15 protein-coding genes and 1 tRNA gene are annotated in these 18889 nt (G+C 61.0%); all 16 read right to left on the reverse strand.

The genetic code is table 11. The features are described 5' to 3' along the window. Positions 1 to 3 precede the first annotated feature (3 nt). The 16 genes from HH303_RS02905 to HH303_RS02980 all read right to left on the reverse strand — a co-directional run bounded on the left by HH303_RS02905 (position 4) and on the right by HH303_RS02980 (position 18875). On the reverse strand, positions 4 to 1029 hold the full coding sequence (locus HH303_RS02905) for a M29 family metallopeptidase (protein ID WP_169623692.1): 1026 nt from the start codon (positions 1027 to 1029) through the stop codon (positions 4 to 6). A gap of 38 nt (positions 1030 to 1067) precedes the next feature. Next, positions 1068 to 1853, reverse strand: coding sequence for an alpha/beta fold hydrolase (locus HH303_RS02910; RefSeq protein ID WP_169623693.1), 786 nt, complete (start codon positions 1851 to 1853; stop codon positions 1068 to 1070). A gap of 14 nt (positions 1854 to 1867) precedes the next feature. Beyond that, positions 1868 to 2617 (reverse strand): maleate cis-trans isomerase family protein, encoded by a 750-nt coding sequence (locus tag HH303_RS02915; RefSeq protein ID WP_455011038.1) that lies wholly within the window; start codon positions 2615 to 2617, stop codon positions 1868 to 1870. Between the two features lie 93 nt (positions 2618 to 2710). Next, on the reverse strand, positions 2711 to 3388 hold the full coding sequence (locus tag HH303_RS02920) for a TetR/AcrR family transcriptional regulator (RefSeq protein WP_169623694.1): 678 nt from the start codon (positions 3386 to 3388) through the stop codon (positions 2711 to 2713). A 146-nt stretch (positions 3389 to 3534) separates the two neighbouring features. Next, positions 3535 to 5154, reverse strand: a complete 1620-nt coding sequence (locus HH303_RS02925) for a GMC family oxidoreductase (protein ID WP_169623695.1) — start codon at positions 5152 to 5154, stop codon at positions 3535 to 3537. Beyond that, a complete protein-coding gene (locus tag HH303_RS02930; RefSeq protein WP_319637290.1) occupies positions 5151 to 6656 on the reverse strand; it encodes an FGGY-family carbohydrate kinase in 1506 nt (501 codons plus the stop codon). Before HH303_RS02930 ends, HH303_RS02925 begins: the two co-directional genes overlap by 4 nt. Before the next feature lie 4 nt (positions 6657 to 6660). Next, entirely contained in the window at positions 6661 to 7509 is an 849-nt protein-coding gene (locus HH303_RS02935; RefSeq protein ID WP_227421481.1) for a class I fructose-bisphosphate aldolase, read from the reverse strand. Further along, positions 7506 to 9236: a glycerol-3-phosphate dehydrogenase/oxidase gene (locus HH303_RS02940; RefSeq protein ID WP_169623696.1), complete on the reverse strand. Its 1731-nt coding sequence runs from the start codon at positions 9234 to 9236 to the stop codon at positions 7506 to 7508. Before HH303_RS02940 ends, HH303_RS02935 begins: the two co-directional genes overlap by 4 nt. Positions 9237 to 9300: 64 nt before the next feature. Next, positions 9301 to 10296: an aldo/keto reductase gene (locus HH303_RS02945; RefSeq protein WP_169623697.1), complete on the reverse strand. Its 996-nt coding sequence runs from the start codon at positions 10294 to 10296 to the stop codon at positions 9301 to 9303. Continuing rightward, positions 10286 to 11266 (reverse strand): sugar-binding transcriptional regulator, encoded by a 981-nt coding sequence (locus HH303_RS02950; RefSeq protein WP_169623698.1) that lies wholly within the window; start codon positions 11264 to 11266, stop codon positions 10286 to 10288. The genes HH303_RS02945 and HH303_RS02950 overlap by 11 nt, the downstream gene beginning before the upstream one ends. 22 nt (positions 11267 to 11288) lie before the next feature. After that, positions 11289 to 12299 (reverse strand): ABC transporter permease, encoded by a 1011-nt coding sequence (locus HH303_RS02955; protein ID WP_169623699.1) that lies wholly within the window; start codon positions 12297 to 12299, stop codon positions 11289 to 11291. Positions 12300 to 12313: 14 nt separating this feature from the next. After that, complete coding sequence (locus HH303_RS02960) at positions 12314 to 13834, reverse strand: sugar ABC transporter ATP-binding protein (protein WP_169623700.1); 1521 nt, start codon at positions 13832 to 13834, stop codon at positions 12314 to 12316. 91 nt (positions 13835 to 13925) lie between these two features. Next, positions 13926 to 14945 carry a substrate-binding domain-containing protein gene (locus HH303_RS02965; RefSeq protein WP_169623701.1) on the reverse strand — a complete coding sequence of 340 codons (1020 nt, stop codon included), beginning with the start codon at positions 14943 to 14945 and terminating at the stop codon, positions 13926 to 13928. 471 nt (positions 14946 to 15416) lie between these two features. Beyond that, entirely contained in the window at positions 15417 to 17036 is a 1620-nt protein-coding gene (locus HH303_RS02970) for an amidohydrolase (protein ID WP_227421564.1), read from the reverse strand. 195 nt (positions 17037 to 17231) lie between these two features. Then, positions 17232 to 17308: transfer RNA gene (locus tag HH303_RS02975), tRNA-Ile, on the reverse strand. 79 nt (positions 17309 to 17387) lie between these two features. Next, complete coding sequence (locus HH303_RS02980) at positions 17388 to 18875, reverse strand: RimK family protein (protein ID WP_169623703.1); 1488 nt, start codon at positions 18873 to 18875, stop codon at positions 17388 to 17390. Between the last annotated feature and the right edge of the window lie 14 nt (positions 18876 to 18889).

The raw sequence follows: 18889 nt of genomic DNA on the forward strand, positions 1-18889 counted from the left end.
CTGTCAGGGACGTTCCGACCGCATTTCAGGAACGGCGATATCGCCGTCCAGCACAATCGGCTCATCATCGAGGAACAGCGAACATCCCCGCATCGGAATATCCAGATGGCAGGCGGTATCGTTCGGGCCGCCGAGTTCGTTGTTCGGGCCGGTCGAGAACATGACATTGCCGTAAAAGCTTCGCAGCTCCATGCCCATGCCGCCGGGGAAGTCGGTCAGCCCGTGCCAGTGCGCCCGCGGATCGAGACCCCAGCCGACATGGCTCATCCCCATACCGCGCGGATCGTTGAAGCTCGCCATGTAGGACTTAATCAGCTCCGCATCGAGGCCGCCTCGGATATCCTGAATGAAGCCTTTCTCGATGGTGTAGGTCACGGGTTCCCGGACATAGGTATTGAATGGCAACAGCACGTCGCCGGGCGCGAGCACGATCTGACCGTCCACTCCGTCATCCGCAGCGCCGGTAAAGACGAATGTCGCCGGCCAGTGATCCCAACGCCCCGGTTCGTCGGTGCAGCCATACTCGGTGATCGTCGGATAGACGCCGAGACGATAGGTGACGTCAGTTCCGTGCGGCGAGGTGATGCGCATGGTCTGCGCCTTGGCGAGGATTTCTCCGCCGATCTCGACTTTCTCGCGCAGTTCAGTGGTCGGTAGCAGTCGAGCGAGAAGCTCCGGCGGTTCGACGGCCGTCAACACCCGTGTCCCGGAGGCCTGGATCGCCATCTGCTCGTCCGAGAAGAGTAGGAAGATGCAGTCGATCACCATATCCGCCTGCTTCAGTGCCTCGACGGCCTCAGGCAGCGCCGCCAGACCGGTCACGCCAACATTCCATCCACTCACGGGCGGCGGCGACGGGAGGCGCATGTGATACATCTGCGCGCCCAATTGCTGACCCGCCGCCAAAAAAGCATCGGCGTAGTCCAATCGGTCCGCGCCCTGAGTCAGAACGATGAGTTTCTCACCTTCTTTCACGCCCGACATCTTCAACTGATGCAGGCAGATTTCCATAAAGCTGACCTGGTCCATAGCGCGTCCTCCTGCTGTCGTCATCCTGTGCCCGACGCCTAGCGGGCGCCGAGATCCATCACCGCTTCCAGAAAGCCTTCCAGATTGTCCCAGGGAATCATGTGTCCGGCGTCGGGAACCGTGCGGACGTCGATTGTTGGCGCCAACTCCTGGATTTCGGCAACATCCTCATCGAGGATAACCGTTGCCGACCCCGCCCGGACGAGCCGCATCGGGTCCTGCACTTTCGGCAGATCCTGGTGGATATCGTCCGTATGGAACCCTTCGAAGGCCGTCACGATGGCATCCGTCTGGCAAGTATGCAGCCACTCGGCACGAAGCGCGAGTTGGTCCTCTGTCCAGGTCGGGCAGAAGGCGCGCATGTCTTCAGCGGAACACCCGCCAACTGCCATTTCGATACTGTCGACATACCAGGGGAGCTTCGACGGATAAGCCCGGCGACCAGGACCGCTGACCGGCGGGTCGACCAGGATCAGTTGCGAGAATGTGCCCGGCTTCATCCGAGCTGCCCGGATTGCCGTCCGGGCGCCCATCGAATGCCCGAGGATCACGGGATCGGAAAGGCCCAACGCATCGACCAGGGCAATCGCATCCTCTGCCATCGCATCTAGCGAATAGTCCAATGCCCCGGCTTGGCTCAACCCCCGTCCCCGCACGTCGAGGACATGAACGTCGAATGCCTCGGAGAGACGCTCCGCGACAAATCCCCAGGTGATCGCCGGCGACGTGATGCCGGGGATCAGCAGCATTTCCGGACCCTGACCCGGATAGTGGATCAAATGGTGCCGGATGCCGTTGGCCTTGATGTTGTATCCTGTGATCATCGGTTTCCCCTTTTTCAGAACGCGCCGGACAGAAGCGTGCCGCCGCCGGGCACACGGGTGTCCAGCTTGAGCGCGCGCAGCATCGACCAAGTCGTGGCGATCGCGGCTGTAAGAACCGGCTTGCCGGTCAGTGCCTCGACCATGGAGACCGCCGCCAGCGACGGCATCTGCACGCAAGCGGACAACACGATCGCGTCGACATCATCCGTCTTCATCGAGGAGACGATGGCGGGCAGATTCATCGGATCATGCGCCGCGACTTTCAGGTTCTCCGAGATTTCGAGAGCCCGCCATTCCGAGACCTCGATCCCTTCATTCCGGATATAGTCGACGACCATTTCGGTCAGCGGCTTCATATAGGGCGCGACGACGGCCACCTTCTTCGCTCCGATTGCCTGGATACCGTCGACCAGCGCCCCGGCCGAACTCACGACCGGTGACGGGCATTCATTCTCCGCGGCGACTTTCTGCAACCGCTCCTGAGAGGCGCGATGGTAGCCGTGTCCCATCGACATAATCGCGACCAGACAGGCATAGCCCATGACGTCGACCTTTGCGTCGCTGAGCTCCAGCGCACAGCGGTCGCTGTCCGCATCCATGGCGGCGAGTTCTTCCTTGGTGACGTGACGCATGCGCATGCGCGACGAATGAAAGGTGAAGCGTTCCGGTGCGATCGTTTCGCGCGACCGCAGCAGCGCCGGGATCTCGGTTTCCATTGTGATGTTTGAGCTCGGAACGATCTGCCCGACACGGAACGGCTTCATGGTCGTCTCCCTGAATTTCATTTCTCATTGTTTTATTATCCATTTGGATAATTACAAGGATATTGATGCAGAAATCTTCAGATCGCCAATTTTTCAGGCTACGGGCGCGCGCATGCCGGCAGCGAAGAACCGCACGAGATGATGCAGCATCGCATCGGGTTCGAGATGCGTGGTCTCGCCATCCGTCAGGTCGCCGAGCCGACCCAAGTCGTTCAGCATGAATAGATAGGAGCCGATGAAGAACGCCATGCGGAGGGCAACCACCTGTGTCGGGATTTCGGGCAGAACTGACGACAGAGTTTGGATATAGCGCTTCAGCGATGCGTCATAGACTTCGCTTCTGAGCTTCAGGGCCCGCTCCGCCGTTTCCGCATGGATATGTGCCTGCAGACGAATGAAGGCCGCCCCGGCCGGCCCGCTGTGCTTCATATCCCATTGCGGTTTGAGATAGGCATGCAGAATGTCTTCCACCGACGGCGCGGTGTTTTCCGCCAGCAAGGACTCCAAAAGGGTCAGGCGGCGGGACGAGACGACGCCGCCCCGCCTCCGGAACACGGCTTCGAACAGCGCGTCTTTCGACCCGAAATAATACCGGATGAGCCCGTGATTGACCTTCGCACGCTCGGCGACGTCTCGTGTCCGCGTGCCGGAAAAGCCGGATTCCGCAAAGGCCAGTTCCGCCTGATCCAGGATCACATCCCGCAGGTCGGTTTCCTCGGCCACATTCGGCCGCCCCGGCTTCCGGCGCCCATCCTGGGTCGCACCGCTCATTCACGCCCTCCTGTCTTCGCCGGCCCGGTCCATCCAATGTAAAAGGCCGATCCATCGCAAGACGGATAACGCGAATCCCCAAGTGTCGGCATGTATAATAGAGCGATAGGCCCGGCTATAAACATCAAACGTTTACAGGCCTGGATCTAATGGTTCCTGCGGATCATGTCCGCCGCCTTCTCCGCGATCATGACGACTGGAGAGGCCGTGTTGCCGGAGACGATCTTCGGCATGATCGATGCGTCGACGATGCGCAGTCCGTCCAACCCGTTGAACCGGAGGTCCGGGGCAACGACCGCACGCGCGTCCACCCCCATGCGGCAGGTTCCGACGGGATGGAAAATCGTCGTCGCGATATCCCCGATTGCCTGGATCAAGTCGTCGTCGTTTTCGACAGAGGGTCCGGGCAGTATTTCGTCAGGTCGATACTGCGCCAGGGCCTTCGCCGTCATAATGCGACGCGCCTGACGCACCGCCAGGACGGCGACGCGGCGATCCGCCTCCGTCGACAGATAGTTCGGTCGGATCGCCGGGGGCCGGTCGCGGTCGGGTCCGCTGACATGACAGGTACCGGTACTTTCGGGACGCAGGTTGCAGACGGAAACCGTAATTGCCGGGAACGAATGCAGGGGATCGCCCAGGCGATCCGTCGATAAGGGCTGAACATGGTATTCTAGGTCCGGCGTCTCCAGCGCGGGATCGGACTTCGTGAACATGCCGAACTGGCTGGGCGCCATCGAGAGCGGTCCCCTCCGAAACAGCGCATATTCCAACGCCATGCCCATCTTGCCGACCAGCGAGTTCGCGGGGGTGTTCAGCGTCTTGGCGTTTTCAACGCGATAGACGGTGCGGATTTGTAGATGATCCTGAAGATTGGCCCCGATATCGGGCTTCTCATGCCGGACGGCGATACCGCATTCGCGGAGGATGTCGGCGTTCCCGATCCCGGAGAGTTCGAGAATCTTCGGCGAATTTATCGCCCCGGCCGCCAAGAGAACTTCGGAAGTCGCGCGCGCCAGAAAGTGGCCGCCTCTCCGTCGGAAACGCACACCGGACACGCGGTTTCCATCAATGACAAGCTCATCCGTATGCGCGCCGGTCAGAACCCGGAGATTCGGGCGCTTCAACGCGGGCCGCAGGAAGCCTTTCGCCGTATTCCACCGAACCCCTTTATCCTGGTTCACCTCAAAGAAGCCGGATCCTTCATTGTCGCCGTCGTTGAAATCCGGCCGCGGTTCGATGCCGAATTCCCGTGCGCCCTCCTGCACGGCCTTCAGGATATCCCAGGACAGCCGCTGACGACTGACCTTCCATTCGCCCCCCGCCCGGTGGTGGGGACCGTCGCCGCCATGGTGATCTTCCGATTTCAGGAAATAGGGACGCACGTCGTCCCAGCCCCACCCGATATTGCCCATCTGCCGCCAGCGGTCGTAATCGGCGGCTTGCCCCCGCATATAGATCATGCCGTTGACGGATGTGCAGCCCCCCAGGACCTTGCCGCGCGGATAGACAAGGGCCCGCCCGTTCAGCCCGGCCTCCGGTTCGGTCTTCATCAACCAGTCGGTGCGCGGATTGCCGATACAGTAGAGATATCCGACGGGGATTTGCACCCAGTGGTACCGGTCGCTGCCCCCGGCTTCCAACAGCAGCACCCGCACCGACGGGTCTTCCGTCAGCCGGTTCGCCAAAACGCAGCCCGCCGTGCCCGCGCCCACGATGACGTAATCGTAGTCGCCGTCCAATACCGGTTCCGAAACAGGCGTCATGTCGACCCCGCCCCGTGCTGCAAATCGGTCCAGAAGGTGCGCAATACGTCCCGCAATTTCCCATACAGATCATAACGACGATCGTAGTGATCGCGCATTGACGGGTCCGGGTCGAACCGATCCTTGGGTCGCGTCATGACGCGAATGCCCGCCTCATAATCGGGAAAGAGCCCCGTTCCCACTCCTGCGCCGATCGCCGCACCCAGCGCGCCGGTCTCCCGCGCCTCCGCCGTGGCGACCGGAATGCCGATCCCGTCGGCAAAGATTTGCGGCCAATGCGAGCTGCGCGCGCCGCCGCCGGACAGGACGGCATGGCGCACCGGCAACCCCGCCGCCATCAGCACATCGATATGCCGGCGATGTTCAAACATCACCCCTTCGAACAGCGCGCGCAGCAGATGAGCGTCCGTATGCCAGCCCGCCACCCCGTGGAAGCCACCCCGGAATTCCGCCCCAAGTCGACATCCATACAGGAACGGATGAAACAACGGATCGTCCGGCGCGGGTATCACACTCGCGACACGGTCATTGCAAACCGCGAATGGATCCGACGCGTGACCGTAGCGTTCCACGAATTCGCGGACATACCATTCGAGATTGGCCGCAGAGGTCGCGCTGGATTCGATGGTGACGTAACGGTTCTGGCCGAATTTCGAGACCATGAAGACATTGGGGTCGTTCACCGCCGTTTCCGAAAAGACCTGATTGATCGACCAGGTTCCGGCGATGATCGACGCGTCCCCCGGCGCTACGACGCCTGAGCCTATGGCACTGGCGATCACATCGAAATAGCCGCCGATCACCGGCGTCCCCTCGGCCAACCCCGTCAGCGCCGCCGCCGCTTTCGTCACGCGGCCGGCAACCGCCGACGGGTCGATCAAGCGCGGCAACAGCGGCATGGCATCTTCAAGGCCGTAAAGCCCCATCAAGGTTTCGTCATAGATGCCTTCCGGCAGTTTGACGAAGCCGCAGCCTGACATGTCGGAAACGTCGCTGACCCGTTCCCCCGTCAGCATGAAGGTAATGAAGTCCTTGCACAGTAGAACGGTGCCCGCGCGGGCATAGATATCCGGTCGTTCCCGTTTCATCCAGGCGAGGAGGGTCGGCGTCTGCGACGGCCAAGGCTTTTGCAGGCAGATATCCTGGAACGCCGGACCGTGCGATGCGGACAATTCCGTAGCGAGAGCCGCGCCCCGGGAATCCAGCGACTGAATGCCGACCAAGGGGGCCGCGTCGCGATCCAATAGATAAAGCCCATTGCCGTGACCGGCACAACCGACCCCTACGATGTCGTGCGGATCGATATCCGCAGCATCGATGCAGGCCCGAATGGCGGTACCGGCATTGGTCCACAATTCGTCCAGGTCGCGTTCGACATGGCCCGGTTGCGGCGTGGACGAATGCCCGTCCAACGCATGCATCGCGACTTGCCGGCCAGCCCCGTCGAACAGGACTGCCTTGATCACTGTGTTGCCGGCATCGAGTCCGAGGAGATAGGTCACCGCATCAGCCCCTGTTGTAGATGTCCCAGGCTTCGTCGCCATCGGCGCCGTCATGGATCATCGCCATCAGGGCCCGGACCACGGCGCGCGGATTGTCATGCTGATAGATGTTGCGGCCATAGACCATGCCTTTTGCCCCCTGCGCCATCAGCTTCGCCGATTTCGCCAGCACGGTTTTCAGGTCTTCCTTGCCACCGCCACGCACAAGCACCGGCACGCGGGCCGCTTCCACAACACGGTGGAAATCTTCCGGATTCTCGGTCGGGTCCGCCTTGATGATATCCGCCCCCATTTCGGATGCCAGCCGTACCAGCGTAACGATCTTGTCAGCATCGCCATCGACCTGATAGCCGCCGCGCACCTCGTTCGGCAGCATCACCAACGGTTCGATCATCAACGGCATGCCGTATCGATGGCAGGCGGCGCGGACCTTGCTGATATTTTCGACGCATTGACGGAACAGTTCCGGTTCGTCCGGCAGCATGAACAGGTTCACGACGACACAGGCCGCATCCATTTCCAACGCCCCGATGATCGGTTCGTCGTGGTTTTGCAGCATTGACCACATAACGCGGTGACGCTGATCGTTATACGGATTGCCCATATCGATGCGCATGACGAGCGCAGGCTTGTCCCGTTCCGGGCGGTTTTGCAGTAAGTCGGCCTGCCCATAGGCCATCTGGATCGCATCCGGACCCGCGTCGACCAGCGTGTTCACAACCGCCGCCATATCTTCCAAGCCCACCATGAAGCTCGGCTCGTTGCAGACACCGTGATCCACGGCAACATCCAGACAACCGCCCTTGTTGAAGAGCCTGTTCATTCGCGCCTTGGTGCTGATGCGCATTTTCATTCTCGTCTCCTGTCTCTGTTTTCCAGCATGGCCGGACTGACGCCGTAATAGGCGTCGAGCTCGGCAACCAATTTTTGCATCTCCTGATCGCGGCGGGCATCGTCCCATCCGCGTTCCGCCGCGACGATCTCCGCAATCCGATCGAGGCGCCGCGCGGAAATCTCCCCCCGTATCGCCAGCGCCGTTCGGCGCAACACGATATCACCCAGCGTAACCGCGAATTCTTGGCGCAGCAGGAACGCGACCTCTCCCGTCGTCATCGAACAATCTTCATCCAGCGCCTTATCCCCGGGATAGGACGCACAAAAGGCGGCGACATCCCGCGCGCGCGTACCGTATAGATCGAAAAGATACGCTGCCCGGTCCTTGGAAAGATCATGGTCTGCGGATAGGTCGGAAATGAACGTGTCCGGATCTTCGGGATAACCTGCGCCGCCGCCGATCCGCAGGGACAGCGTGTCGCGCACACGCGGCCTGCCGAGACATTTCAGGGCCTCTGTCGTGGCTTCTTCGGCGAAGGCCCGGAACGTGGTCCATTTGCCGCCGATCATACAGAGCTGCGGCGGATTCCCGTCCAGACGTTCGACGGAATGCCCCCGCGAGATGCGCCCGGTAAAATCGTGATCGCTTCGCGGCAACGGCCTGATCCCGCTGTAACTGAACACCACATCGTCCGGCGTCACCTCGATCTCCGGGAAAATCAGCCGCAGGGATTCCAGAATGTAATCCCGCTCTTCCGTCTCGCATCGCACGCGGGTGACCTTATCGACACGAATATCCGTCGATCCGGCCAGCACATTGCCAAGATAGGGAAAGACGATGCAGATACGGCCGTCCGAATTTTCAAAGAAAATCATATGGCCGTTGAGCGCGTCCCGCAGTGCCGGTTTATCGATGATGAGGTGAGAGCCCTTCGTGCCGGAGACGAACGGTTCCGTCGGCAGTCCGGCCCCGGCAAGCGCCCGGTTCGTTTCGTCGAGCCACGCGCCGGTCGCATTGACGACAAGGCTGGTCCCGATACGGATGCGTTCCCCGGTCAGAAGATCCGTCACCGCGAAGCCGTCGCCGACCCGCACGATGTCCGCATGGTTCAAGGCAATCGCATCCGGTGCATCGCGTTGCGCGTCGAGAATGAGTTCCACCCCCAATCGTTCGGGATGACTGATCCAGGCATCGAAATACGTCGCCGACCAGCGCAAGGTTCCGGACAATCCGCCTTTCAATCCCGGCCAGGTGGCGGCGGTTTCAGCGGCATTGCGGAAGACATGCTTGGGCGTCAAACGCCGGTCGCGCGTCACCCAATCATAGAGCGACAGGCCGATCTTGACCGGCAAGGCGCCACGCTGGGCCGGTTGGCTCTTCCCGCCGATGAAGCCGACGGCGGCGTTCAACATACCGGAAAACAACGACGTGATCGGAATCGTCGTCGGCAACGGTCGGACCATGTGCGGCGCGTTGACCAACAGCGCATCGCGTTCCCGCAAGGATTCCCGAACCAGGCCGAATTCCCCGTTTTCCAGGTACCGCAACCCGCCATGGATCATGCGGGACGGCGCGGCGCTGCATCCCGAACAGAAATCCGCACGGTCCACCAGCAGGACCGACACGCCTTGTAAGGCCAGGTCCCGAAACACGCCGATCCCATTGATACCGCCGCCGACGACGATGACATCGACGTGACCGGCGTTCCGGACCTTGTTCAGATTGTCGTCCCGTTGATCAGGCATGGCTTTCCCGTTCACCGCCACGACGGGCGGCGGTCGATGTGTTCCTCTAGGTGTTCGTGTCGGTTCAGGCGTCGAGATCGGTCAGATGCGTTCCGGCGGCCTCGCTGATGGCGTTGATATCCGTTTGTGTCAGGCGAAGGCGTCCCGCCTTCGCGTTTTCCCGCGCCTGGTCCGCATTCCGCGCACCGCAGAGCGAGAAGGTGATACCCGGTTGCTGAAGCGTCCAAGCGATGATGACCTGGGCATGCGTCGCGCCATGCGCTTCCACGATCGGCGTGATCGCCCGCATAAGGCCCGCGACCTTCTGTCGATTGGCGAGGGAGAACCGCGGATTGTCCTTGCGCAGATCGTCCCCGGTGAAGACGCGATCCGGACCGATCTTGCCCGACAGCAGCCCCAGCGCGAGCGATGAGTAGCTGAGCGTCGATACGCCGTTTTCGATGCAAAGCGGCAGCAAGGTGGTTTCCAGGTCGCGCTTGACCATGGAATATTCCTCCTGCACCGCATCGAGTTGCCCGGCGGCCAGATAGGCGGCGACATCTTCCGGCGAGGCGTTGCTCGCGCCGATTGCGCGGATTTTACCGTCCTGTTTCAGACGCTCCAGCGCCGCCATCGTTTCGTCGATCGGCGTCGTCGGATCCTGCCAATGGGTGATGTAGAGGTCGATATAGTCAGTGCCGAGACGTTTCAGGCTCTGCTCGACCTCGTGGACGATCGACTCCCGGCCGAGATAGCGGTGCACGGGACCGCTGTCATAGTCGAAGAAGTGATTGCCTTTCTGAACATGCCAGACCAGCCCGCATTTCGTCGCAAGCACGACCGCGTCGCGGCGTCCCTTGATCGCCTTGCCGACGATCTCCTCCGACAGGCCTTGACCGTAGGCGGGCGCGGTATCGATCAGCGACACGCCTTCGTCGATCGAGGCACGGATGGCGTCTATGGAGTCGGATTCGTCGGTTCCGCCCCACATCCAGCCGCCGATCGCCCAGGTGCCCAGCCCGACGACGGAGGCTTCAATTCCGGATTTTCCAATGGGGCGGGTCAGCATTTCAGGCGACATGTTTCGACTCTCCAAATGTTGCGAGGACCTTGTCCGCGGTTTCTTCGTCGACGATCAGCGAATTGAGCAATCCACCGTTCAGCACGGCCTGGATCGGTTCGACCTTGCCCGCCCCCGCCGCGATCCCGATGGTGCGCGGACAGGCCGCAAGCTCCGTCGGGTCGAGCGCGACCAGGCGCGAATTGAGGGGATAATCTGCCAGGGTGCCGTCGCGGCGGATCAAATGGGCCAGGAATTCGGCGATGACGCCGCCGGTGACCATCTGCTTGCGGTCGGGATTGGGCATCGGATGCAGGTCGAAATAGCTGGATCCCGGCGCGAAGATGGAGCCGATCCCGACCAGCGCGACCGATGCGCGACGGGCAAGGTCGAAGACTTCCCGGATCGACGCCATGCCCATCAGCATGTCGCGTTGTTCGCGGCTTTCCGCGAAAAGGGGCGCATGGACAAGCATCGCCTTTCCGCCAAGTCGTTCCGCGATCTGCGTCGCGAGATGATTCACATCCGTATAGTATTTTCCCTGCACGCCGCCGGTCAGGGGCACGACCGTCACGTCGAAGCCGCGCTCCGGCTGAAGGTTTTCCGCCACGGCGCTGACCGCCTTCCCGCCCGTGATGGCGATGACGTCGCCGTCGCGGATGGTTTCCAACAAGTGGTTCGCGGCGGCGCGGCCGACCTGTTGCAGCGTTGTGTCCGGATTGCCCGACACGGTCGGCGCGACGACCACGGTGGACAGGCTCGCGGCTTCGACCAGTCCCTGTTCGAGATCCACCAGCCCCTGATACGGGCTTTCGATGGCGATCTTCACCATGCCGAGGCTCCGGCCCTGGGTAATCAGACGGTTCACCTTGGAGGTCGACAGGTTGAGCTTCGCCGCGATGTCCGACTGCTTCATCCCTTCGATGAAATGCAGGACCAACACCGTGTGAATCTGCCGGATCGTCTCAAAATCTTCTTTACGTACAGCCATGCTTCTTTCCGGAATATCGCGACTAAGCCGCCTGTTGCCGTTTCTTGTTGATAAAATGGTCTACGGTCACCGCGGTCAGCAGGATCGAGCCGCGAATGATGTCCTGCCAGTAGACGGAGACATCCAGTAGCGCCAGGGAACTCGACACGACCGACAGCAGGATCGCGCCGAGGATCGCGCCGAAAATCGTGCCCGACCCACCCTTCAGGCTGGCCCCGCCGATCACCGCCGCGGCGATGACGTTCAATTCCATACCGATACCGAATGTCGGCTGCGCGGATCCGAAGCGCGCCATGTAAATCACCCCGGCGACGCCGCATAGCGCGGAACACAGGGTCGTCGTCAGGAACACCACCTTCTTGGTGCGGATGCCGGAATAGGCGGCCGCCTTCTCATTGCTGCCGGTATAGAAGACCTTCCGGAACAGGGTGGTCCGCCGCAGCATGAAATCGAAGGCCACGACCACGACGAGGAAGATCACGATCACCACCGGGATGACGCCGATAGCGCCCTGGCCGATGAACTTGAATTCCGGCGGCAATGTGTAGAGACCGAGGGGCCGCCCCCCGGTTCCGAGAAGACAGGCCCCGCGCGCGATCACCATGACGGCCAGCGACACGATGAAATGGTGCAGCCCAATCCGTGTAACGAAGAACCCCATCACCGCACCGATACCGGTACAGGCCAGAATGGACACCGCCGACGCCGTCCAGGGATCGACGCCCGCCAGGAAGAGCAATCCCGCGATCACCATCGCCAGCGCCGTCACGGACCCGACGGAAAGGTCGATCCCGCCGGAGATCAACAGGATCGTCATGCCAACGACAACGATGCCCTCGACCGCGAATGCCATCGCCATGGCCCGCATGTTCACCCATGTCAGGAAATATGGAGAGGCGAAGGACATCACCACGAAAAGAACCAGAATAATGGCGATCAGGCCCGTTTCGCGCATGCCCAGAAGACGCTTGACCGCCTCCGCGATCCCGGCCGGTTTCGGCGTTTCCGCCGACGGCTCCGCCAGTTTGTCCATATGCATTTCCACCCTCATGCCGTTTGCTCCCGCTCTTGTTCGATGGAGGCGAGATACATGATGTTTTCTTCGGTCATCGCGTCACCGGTCACTTCGCCGGAGATCTCCCCCTCGCGCAGCACGAGGACGCGATCGCAAAGGCCGATCAATTCCGGCAGTTCCGACGAGATGACGAAAATGCCCACACCCTGCCGCGCAAGATCGCGCAGGATACGATGGATTTCAGCCTTTGCGCCGACATCGACGCCGCGGGTCGGTTCGTCCAGGAAGATCACCTTCGGCCCGACCGACAGCATCTTTGCGATCGCCACCTTTTGCTGGTTGCCGCCGGACAGCGCGGATGCGGGCTGCCGAATATGGCCGCATTTCAAGCCCAGAGACTGTCCCAACCGGACCGCCTGATCCGCCTCCCGCGAATCGTCGACGATCCCCAAACGGGTCGCCACCTGTTCCACGGCAAGCGCGGCGATGTTCGACGCGATGGACATATCCAGAAAAACGCCGTCGCCCTTCCGATCTTCGGACAGATAGACGATTCCCTGATCGATGCTGTCGCGATAATGCCGAATGTCGATGGGTTTGCCGTTCAGGCGGACCTCGCCCGTGACCTTCCCTTCAAGACGGCAGATTCCCCGGGCGATTTCGCTGCGGCCCGCACCGATCAATCCGGCCAGGCCCAGAATTTCGCCGCGCCGCAGATCGAAGGACACATTACGGAACCGCGCGGCCTCCGTCAGGTCGCGAATTTCCAGAATGACCTCGTCGGATCGCTCATGCGCCGCCTGCTTGTCGGGATATAGAGTGTCGATCACCCGCCCGACCATGGCGGCGACGACATCGGACGGGGTGATGTCCGCCACATCGCGGGTGGTGATGTATTGCCCATCCCGGAAGACGGAAACGCGATCGCAGTTCTCGAATATCTCGACCATACGATGGGAGATATAAATGATGGAAATGCCGCGATCCGCGAGACGGCGCATAATTCCGAACAGGATTTGTGCTTCCTTCTCGGTGAGGGCCGCCGTCGGTTCGTCCAGGATCAACACTTGGCAATCCAGGGTCAGCGCCTTGGCGATTTCGACCAACTGCTGCTGGGATATCGACAGGTCCCGCACAAGCGCCGCCGGAGAAATGTCGCTGAGTTCGCGCAAGGCCGCTCGGGCGCGCGTGTCGATATCCTTGTAGTCCATGAGCAGCGACCGGCTCGTCGCCGTTGCGCCCATGCAGATATTCTCAGCCACGGATACGTCGGGGCATAGAGCGATTTCCTGATGCACAAAACCGATACCGAGGCGTTGCGCCACGGCGGGTGAGGCAATCTCCACCGCTTCGCCCCGGAAAAAGATCCGCCCCTCATCCGGCTGCAGGATTCCGTCGATGATGTTCATCAGCGTCGACTTGCCGGCGCCGTTCTCACCCGCGATCGCATGAATCTCGCCGGGCAGCAGATCGAAATCGACGGATCGCAAAGCCTGGACGGGTCCGAAAGACTTGCTGACCTTGTCAATTTTCAGGATCGGTGTCTGTTCCATGATGGCGCTCAATATCCGGTGCGGGTCCGATCCCCCGAACCCGCCTGCCCCTGGGAGTATGGAGCAGGCGGGCCAAGGGCGTTACGGGACCTCAGTTCGGATCCCGACCCTGCATATAGGCGTTCAGATCGAACGACTCCGCGTTGTCCTTGGTGATCACCGCGAAACCGTTGTCGACGAACGGGATTTGCATCGGATTGTAGCCCGACACCTTATAGTCGTTGAATGGATCGAACATATCGGAATGCGCCGCCATGAACGTCGCGACGAAGCCCATGAAGCCCTGCATGCCCTGGTTCGGGTTCAAGGCCATGTGGATGTTGCCGGCCTTGATATGCTCAAGCGTCGTCGGCGTGACGTCCGCATGCATGATCAGCACGTCGGCCTTCGCCTCCAGCACCGCCGCCACGGCCCCTTCCGCCGATCCGGCTTCCGGAATCCACAACGCACCCAGATTGGGATTGGCCTGCAGGATCGACGCCGTCGCCCGGTAGGCGGCGTTGCTGTCCTGGTTCGTGGCCTGGCGACCGACCAGTTTCATATTCGGATAGTGCTGTTCCATATAGGAGATCAGCGCCGTCACCCGCAGATCGTGGTTGCTCTGCCCCGGATTTTCGAGAACCGCATATTCGGCGCTGTCGCCGATCTGCTTCACGATCTCTTCCGCCGCGAAACGCGCTTCGGCGAGATTGTCCGAGGTGATGTAGGCAGACCGTTTCGACTTCGGCGAATCCGCCGCGAAGGTCACGACCTCGATGCCGCTGTCGATGGCGCGGTCGATCGGCTCGATAAAGGGATCGGACTGCATCGGATGCAGCAGGACACCCGCCGGCTGCTTCACCAGATCCTGTTCGAAGGATGCGATCTGTTTGGTGATGTCGTAATCCGGTGTGCCCGAGAAGATCGTCTCGCAGCCCATCGCTTCCGCCGCCTGCTTGAAGCCCTGATAGACCGGCACCCAATAGGGATGCGCCGACACCATGACGTTCATGATGTAGGTTTCACCCGGTTCGCACTGAAATTTGCTTTCCGCCGACGCCGTCGTGGCCGTCGTCAGCATCGCGGCCACCGCCGCCGAGGCGAGTGCCCCGGTAATTCCTAACCGTCTCATCGTTTCCTCCTGTTTGAGCTTTTGCTGCTCTTGGCACCAAATATTTCAACATTTGATGTCAGATGCAATTTTTTTCATGATGCAATTATTATTGCACACAGAGTCTGTAGCGGACGGAGCGGAAGGGCGTCAACAAAAATGATAAAAAATTCTTACAGTGAAATTTATTTCACACTAGAGTTGCCGTGAGCATCGTTGGCATTGCGGACGACACGGAAAACGGCTCTCATAACCGCTAACCCGTCCGTTGGACTGTCCTAGGGAACGTGAAGAGCGTTTGGCTCGCGTTCTATGTCCGTCGATCAAACCGGACGGGCTCGATAAAGCCGACAAACTCGCGAACCGGCTTTAACAGCTATCGAGGCAAAAGCGTGTCAGCACCCGGCCACGAACAGTCGGGGTCAGGATCGACCGCAGGGAGTGGGCCGAAGACGTGCATATAAGACGAAACGTCCGCATACTGTCATGTTGTTAAGCGGAGAAAACGACCTTACCGCCAACCATTGTAAGACGAACATCCGTTTTCAAAAGTGCCGCCGGTCCCTCTTGGAAGAAGTCCGTATCCAGGATGACGACATCGGCGGCCAATCCCGGTTTCAGCATCCCTGTGACGGAATCAAGATGAGCTGCCCAAGCCGGTTCGCGGGTTCCATGGGTGAGCGCGTCTTCCATTGGTAAGGCCCAATCCGGTCGGTGCGGTGCGATCGTGTCGTCGCCGGGCGCTTTCCGGGTCGCCGCGATATACATATTCGGAAGCGCCTCATACGGTGCTGTTGGGGTATCCGTACCAAAGGCCAGCGGCGCCCCCGCCTTGATATATAGAGGCCAGGCAAAGCCGTTTTCGCCGCGCTCCGGCCCGATCTTTTCCAGCCAGTTCGAAAGATAAGCCGGATTTACATGAACGGGTTGCATGGATGCCGTAATGCCGAGGGTGCCGATGCGTTCAATCTGGTCGTCCCGGGCATATTCAAGATGTTCGATCCGGTGGCGGCGTCCCGTTGTGGCATTGACTGTCGCGGCCCCTTCAATAGCGTCAATCGCCGCATCGATCGTCGCATCGCCAATCGCGTGGATGGCGACCTGAAGACCGACCTTATCCGCAGCCGCAACGATCGGCGTCAATACCTCCGCCGGCCAAATCGGATCGCAGTTGGTGCCATCCGTATAGGGTTGGCTCAATGCAGCCGTACAGCCGTCGATCGTACCGTCACCAATAAGTTTGATGCCGATCACTCGAAGCATGTCGCCCTGGTACTGGCGTGCAAGTTCCGCCGCTCGTTCGACCTGACGTATTTCGTCGTCCAGATCACCAGTGCGCCAAATGATCATATGGCCGACAACGCGGACGGTAAGCTTCCCGGCAGCCTGGATTCGGGCGATGGATTCCAGCACGCGTTCTTCGAGCGCCATCTCCACGACGGACGTAATCCCGGCGCGCGAAAACGCCTCCGCCGCGACCAACACCTGCTTTTCGAGTTCATCGTCGGAAACGTTACTCAGCAACGGCCAAACCATGTTGGTCGATGCCGTTTCCTGGAGCCACCCCGTCGCTTCGCCGCTTGTCGGATCGCGAACGATCTCGCCTCCAACGGGATCGGGCGTGGCGTCATCAATACCAAGCTCCCGGAGTGCCTGAGAGTTCAGCCATGACGAATGGAAATCGAAGGCTTCAAGATATACCGGCCGATCAGGCACAATATCATCGAGCATCGACTTGTTCGGCTGCCCGTTGGGGATATCTCCGTGAACCCACGATGTGCCGAGAACGCGCGGTTCGTCAGGATGCTCGTTCGCCCATTTAAGAACGCGCCGTCGGATTTCCTCGACACTTCCCGCGCCGCGCAATTGGGCCTTGCGCATCGATGCCCCCGTCATCGCCACGTGAACGTGACCATCGACGAAGCCCGGCATGATCAGGCCACCCGCAGCATCAATCTTTGTCGGGTCTTCTCCGGCAATCGACGCCGCTTCCTTCAGGTCCCCGACGAACACAATGCGATCGTTCCGTATCACCACGGCCTCAGCCCAGGGTAACCCCGGGTCCGCCGTGAAAACCCTTCCGCCCGAAACGAGCACGCACTCTGTCGCCATTTTTGGCACCCTCCCGCACAATCAACGCATCAGATCGGCACTCTATCGGCGCCTTCGGACCCGTTCAATTGCCGAAACTGCGCGATTTCGAGGGCGGGCGTTACAACAGGGGAAGAATGGTGGAGGTTCGATGTGAAACATCGAACCGGAACCGTAGCTTGCCGGTTTGGCTGGCGGCGGCGCGCGACGAAAAGATGGTGGGCCCGGCAGGACTCGAACCCGCGACCAAACCGTTATGAGCGGTCCGCTCTAACCAACTGAGCTACAGGCCCACCGACCGGCGCGATTCCGTCCGGTAAGCCTCGCGTATAGCAAAGGCTTTCCCGGTTTGCCAGCGTTCCGATGACGCGTTTAACGCGCTTCTTCGATCCGCCGGATGAAGTCGCGCAGGATCGTGCGCCACAACTCGTCTTTCAGCAGCTTGTCCTCGACACCGGCATCGATGCTGGGATTGTCGTTTACCTCGATCACCACGGCGCGATCCTCATCCACCAGCTTGCAATCGACCCCATAGAGACCGTTGCCGATGGGGCGCGCGGCGGCCAGGGCCGCGTCCAGGATACGCTGCGGGACCTCGTCGATATCGACGGTGCTGAACCCGCCTTCGTCCGGACCGCCCTTCGCCGCGTGGTTGATGATCTGCCAGTGGCCGCGTGCCATGAAGTATTTCGACGCATAGAACGGCACGCCGTTCAAAATCCCGATGCGCCAATCGTAATCGGTGCGCAGATATTCCTGCCCCAGGATCAAATCCGAATGGGCCAGCATCTCCCGCCCCAGGGACAGCATCTGTCCGGCATCGTCGGCCCGCTTCACGCCCTTCGAGAACGCCCCGTCCGGCACTTTCAGGACCAGCGGATAGTCGCTTTCCGCCGCGACCTTTTCCAGATTCCCCTTATCGATCACCACAGTCTTCGGCGCCGGGATGTTATAGGTGCGGAACAGTTCAGCCAGATAGACCTTATTCGTGCAGCGCAGGATGGACCCGGCATCGTCGATGCACGGAATGCCTTCCTGCTCCGCCCGTTTCGCGAAACGGTAGGTATGGTGGTCCAGTGCCGTCGTCTCGCGGATGAACAGCGCATCGAATTCCGCCAGACGCGGCAGGTCGCGGGCGACGATCGGTTCCACCTTCACGCCCAGCGACACCCCGGCCCGGATCAGCCGTTCGATACCCTGCTTGTTGGTTGGCGGCATCGCCTCCTTCGGGTCGACCAGAACCGCCAGGGTATATCGCGGCGGGCGGGCCTGCCCCGCATTCGGGCGGCTGCGTTTCATGTAGCCGTCCAGGCCGCGTTCAAACAGAGTCCGGTCGGCGGCGGGCAGCGTCCGCCAGTTCGGCACCTTCACATCCCGGATACGGTACAGGCTTTCCCCGCGTTCCGTTTCCGCGCGTTCATATTGGATGCGCAGGATCGGACAACGGAAGGCGTCGAAGGCCGACCGGGCCAACGCCTTGAAGCGCGTTTCTTCCGTCGTGCCGAAGCAGACCGTAATCGAACCGGTCGCGGCTTCCGGTGTATCGGACTTGCCGCGCGTCAGGGCCTTGGTCAGCGCGCGTTCCAGGTCGCCCAACGCCCGGCGATAGATACGCTTCCAGCCGACCCAGAGCATGGCTTCCGCCGAGGGCAGGATCTTGTCGCCGCGCGCTTCCGCCGTCAGGGCGCAATAGTAGCCCTTGCTGAGATAGCTGTAATCGCCGCACAGGTTGATCAAGCGCGTGCGAGTCGAATAGGGCTTGTCCCGCGCTAGGTAGTCGCGGGCGGAAATCGTTTCCCGCCCCGGCCCGGGGAACGGAAAATCCTTGGGATCGTCGAGGATGAAGACGGTGCGGCCCATGCCGGATACTCCAC

The organism is Pacificispira spongiicola (genome assembly GCF_012926505.1).
Lineage (GTDB): Bacteria > Pseudomonadota > Alphaproteobacteria > UBA8366 > Aestuariispiraceae > Pacificispira > Pacificispira spongiicola.

Excerpts from the sequence above, each read along its gene's own strand:
- HH303_RS02905 (WP_169623692.1), bottom strand. The coding sequence starts at position 1,029 with ATGGACCAGGTCAGCTTTATGGAAATCTGCCTGCATCAGTTGAAGATG.
- HH303_RS02910 (WP_169623693.1), bottom strand. The coding sequence starts at position 1,853 with ATGATCACAGGATACAACATCAAGGCCAACGGCATCCGGCACCATTTG.
- HH303_RS02915 (WP_455011038.1), bottom strand. The coding sequence starts at position 2,617 with ATGAAGCCGTTCCGTGTCGGGCAGATCGTTCCGAGCTCAAACATCACA.
- HH303_RS02920 (WP_169623694.1), bottom strand. The coding sequence starts at position 3,388 with ATGAGCGGTGCGACCCAGGATGGGCGCCGGAAGCCGGGGCGGCCGAAT.
- HH303_RS02925 (WP_169623695.1), bottom strand. The coding sequence starts at position 5,154 with ATGACGCCTGTTTCGGAACCGGTATTGGACGGCGACTACGATTACGTC.
- HH303_RS02935 (WP_227421481.1), bottom strand. The coding sequence starts at position 7,509 with ATGAAAATGCGCATCAGCACCAAGGCGCGAATGAACAGGCTCTTCAAC.
- HH303_RS02940 (WP_169623696.1), bottom strand. The coding sequence starts at position 9,236 with ATGCCTGATCAACGGGACGACAATCTGAACAAGGTCCGGAACGCCGGT.
- HH303_RS02945 (WP_169623697.1), bottom strand. The coding sequence starts at position 10,296 with ATGTCGCCTGAAATGCTGACCCGCCCCATTGGAAAATCCGGAATTGAA.
- HH303_RS02950 (WP_169623698.1), bottom strand. The coding sequence starts at position 11,266 with ATGGCTGTACGTAAAGAAGATTTTGAGACGATCCGGCAGATTCACACG.
- HH303_RS02955 (WP_169623699.1), bottom strand. The coding sequence starts at position 12,299 with ATGGACAAACTGGCGGAGCCGTCGGCGGAAACGCCGAAACCGGCCGGG.
- HH303_RS02960 (WP_169623700.1), bottom strand. The coding sequence starts at position 13,834 with ATGGAACAGACACCGATCCTGAAAATTGACAAGGTCAGCAAGTCTTTC.
- HH303_RS02965 (WP_169623701.1), bottom strand. The coding sequence starts at position 14,945 with ATGAGACGGTTAGGAATTACCGGGGCACTCGCCTCGGCGGCGGTGGCC.
- HH303_RS02970 (WP_227421564.1), bottom strand. The coding sequence starts at position 17,036 with ATGGCGACAGAGTGCGTGCTCGTTTCGGGCGGAAGGGTTTTCACGGCG.
- HH303_RS02980 (WP_169623703.1), bottom strand. The coding sequence starts at position 18,875 with ATGGGCCGCACCGTCTTCATCCTCGACGATCCCAAGGATTTTCCGTTC.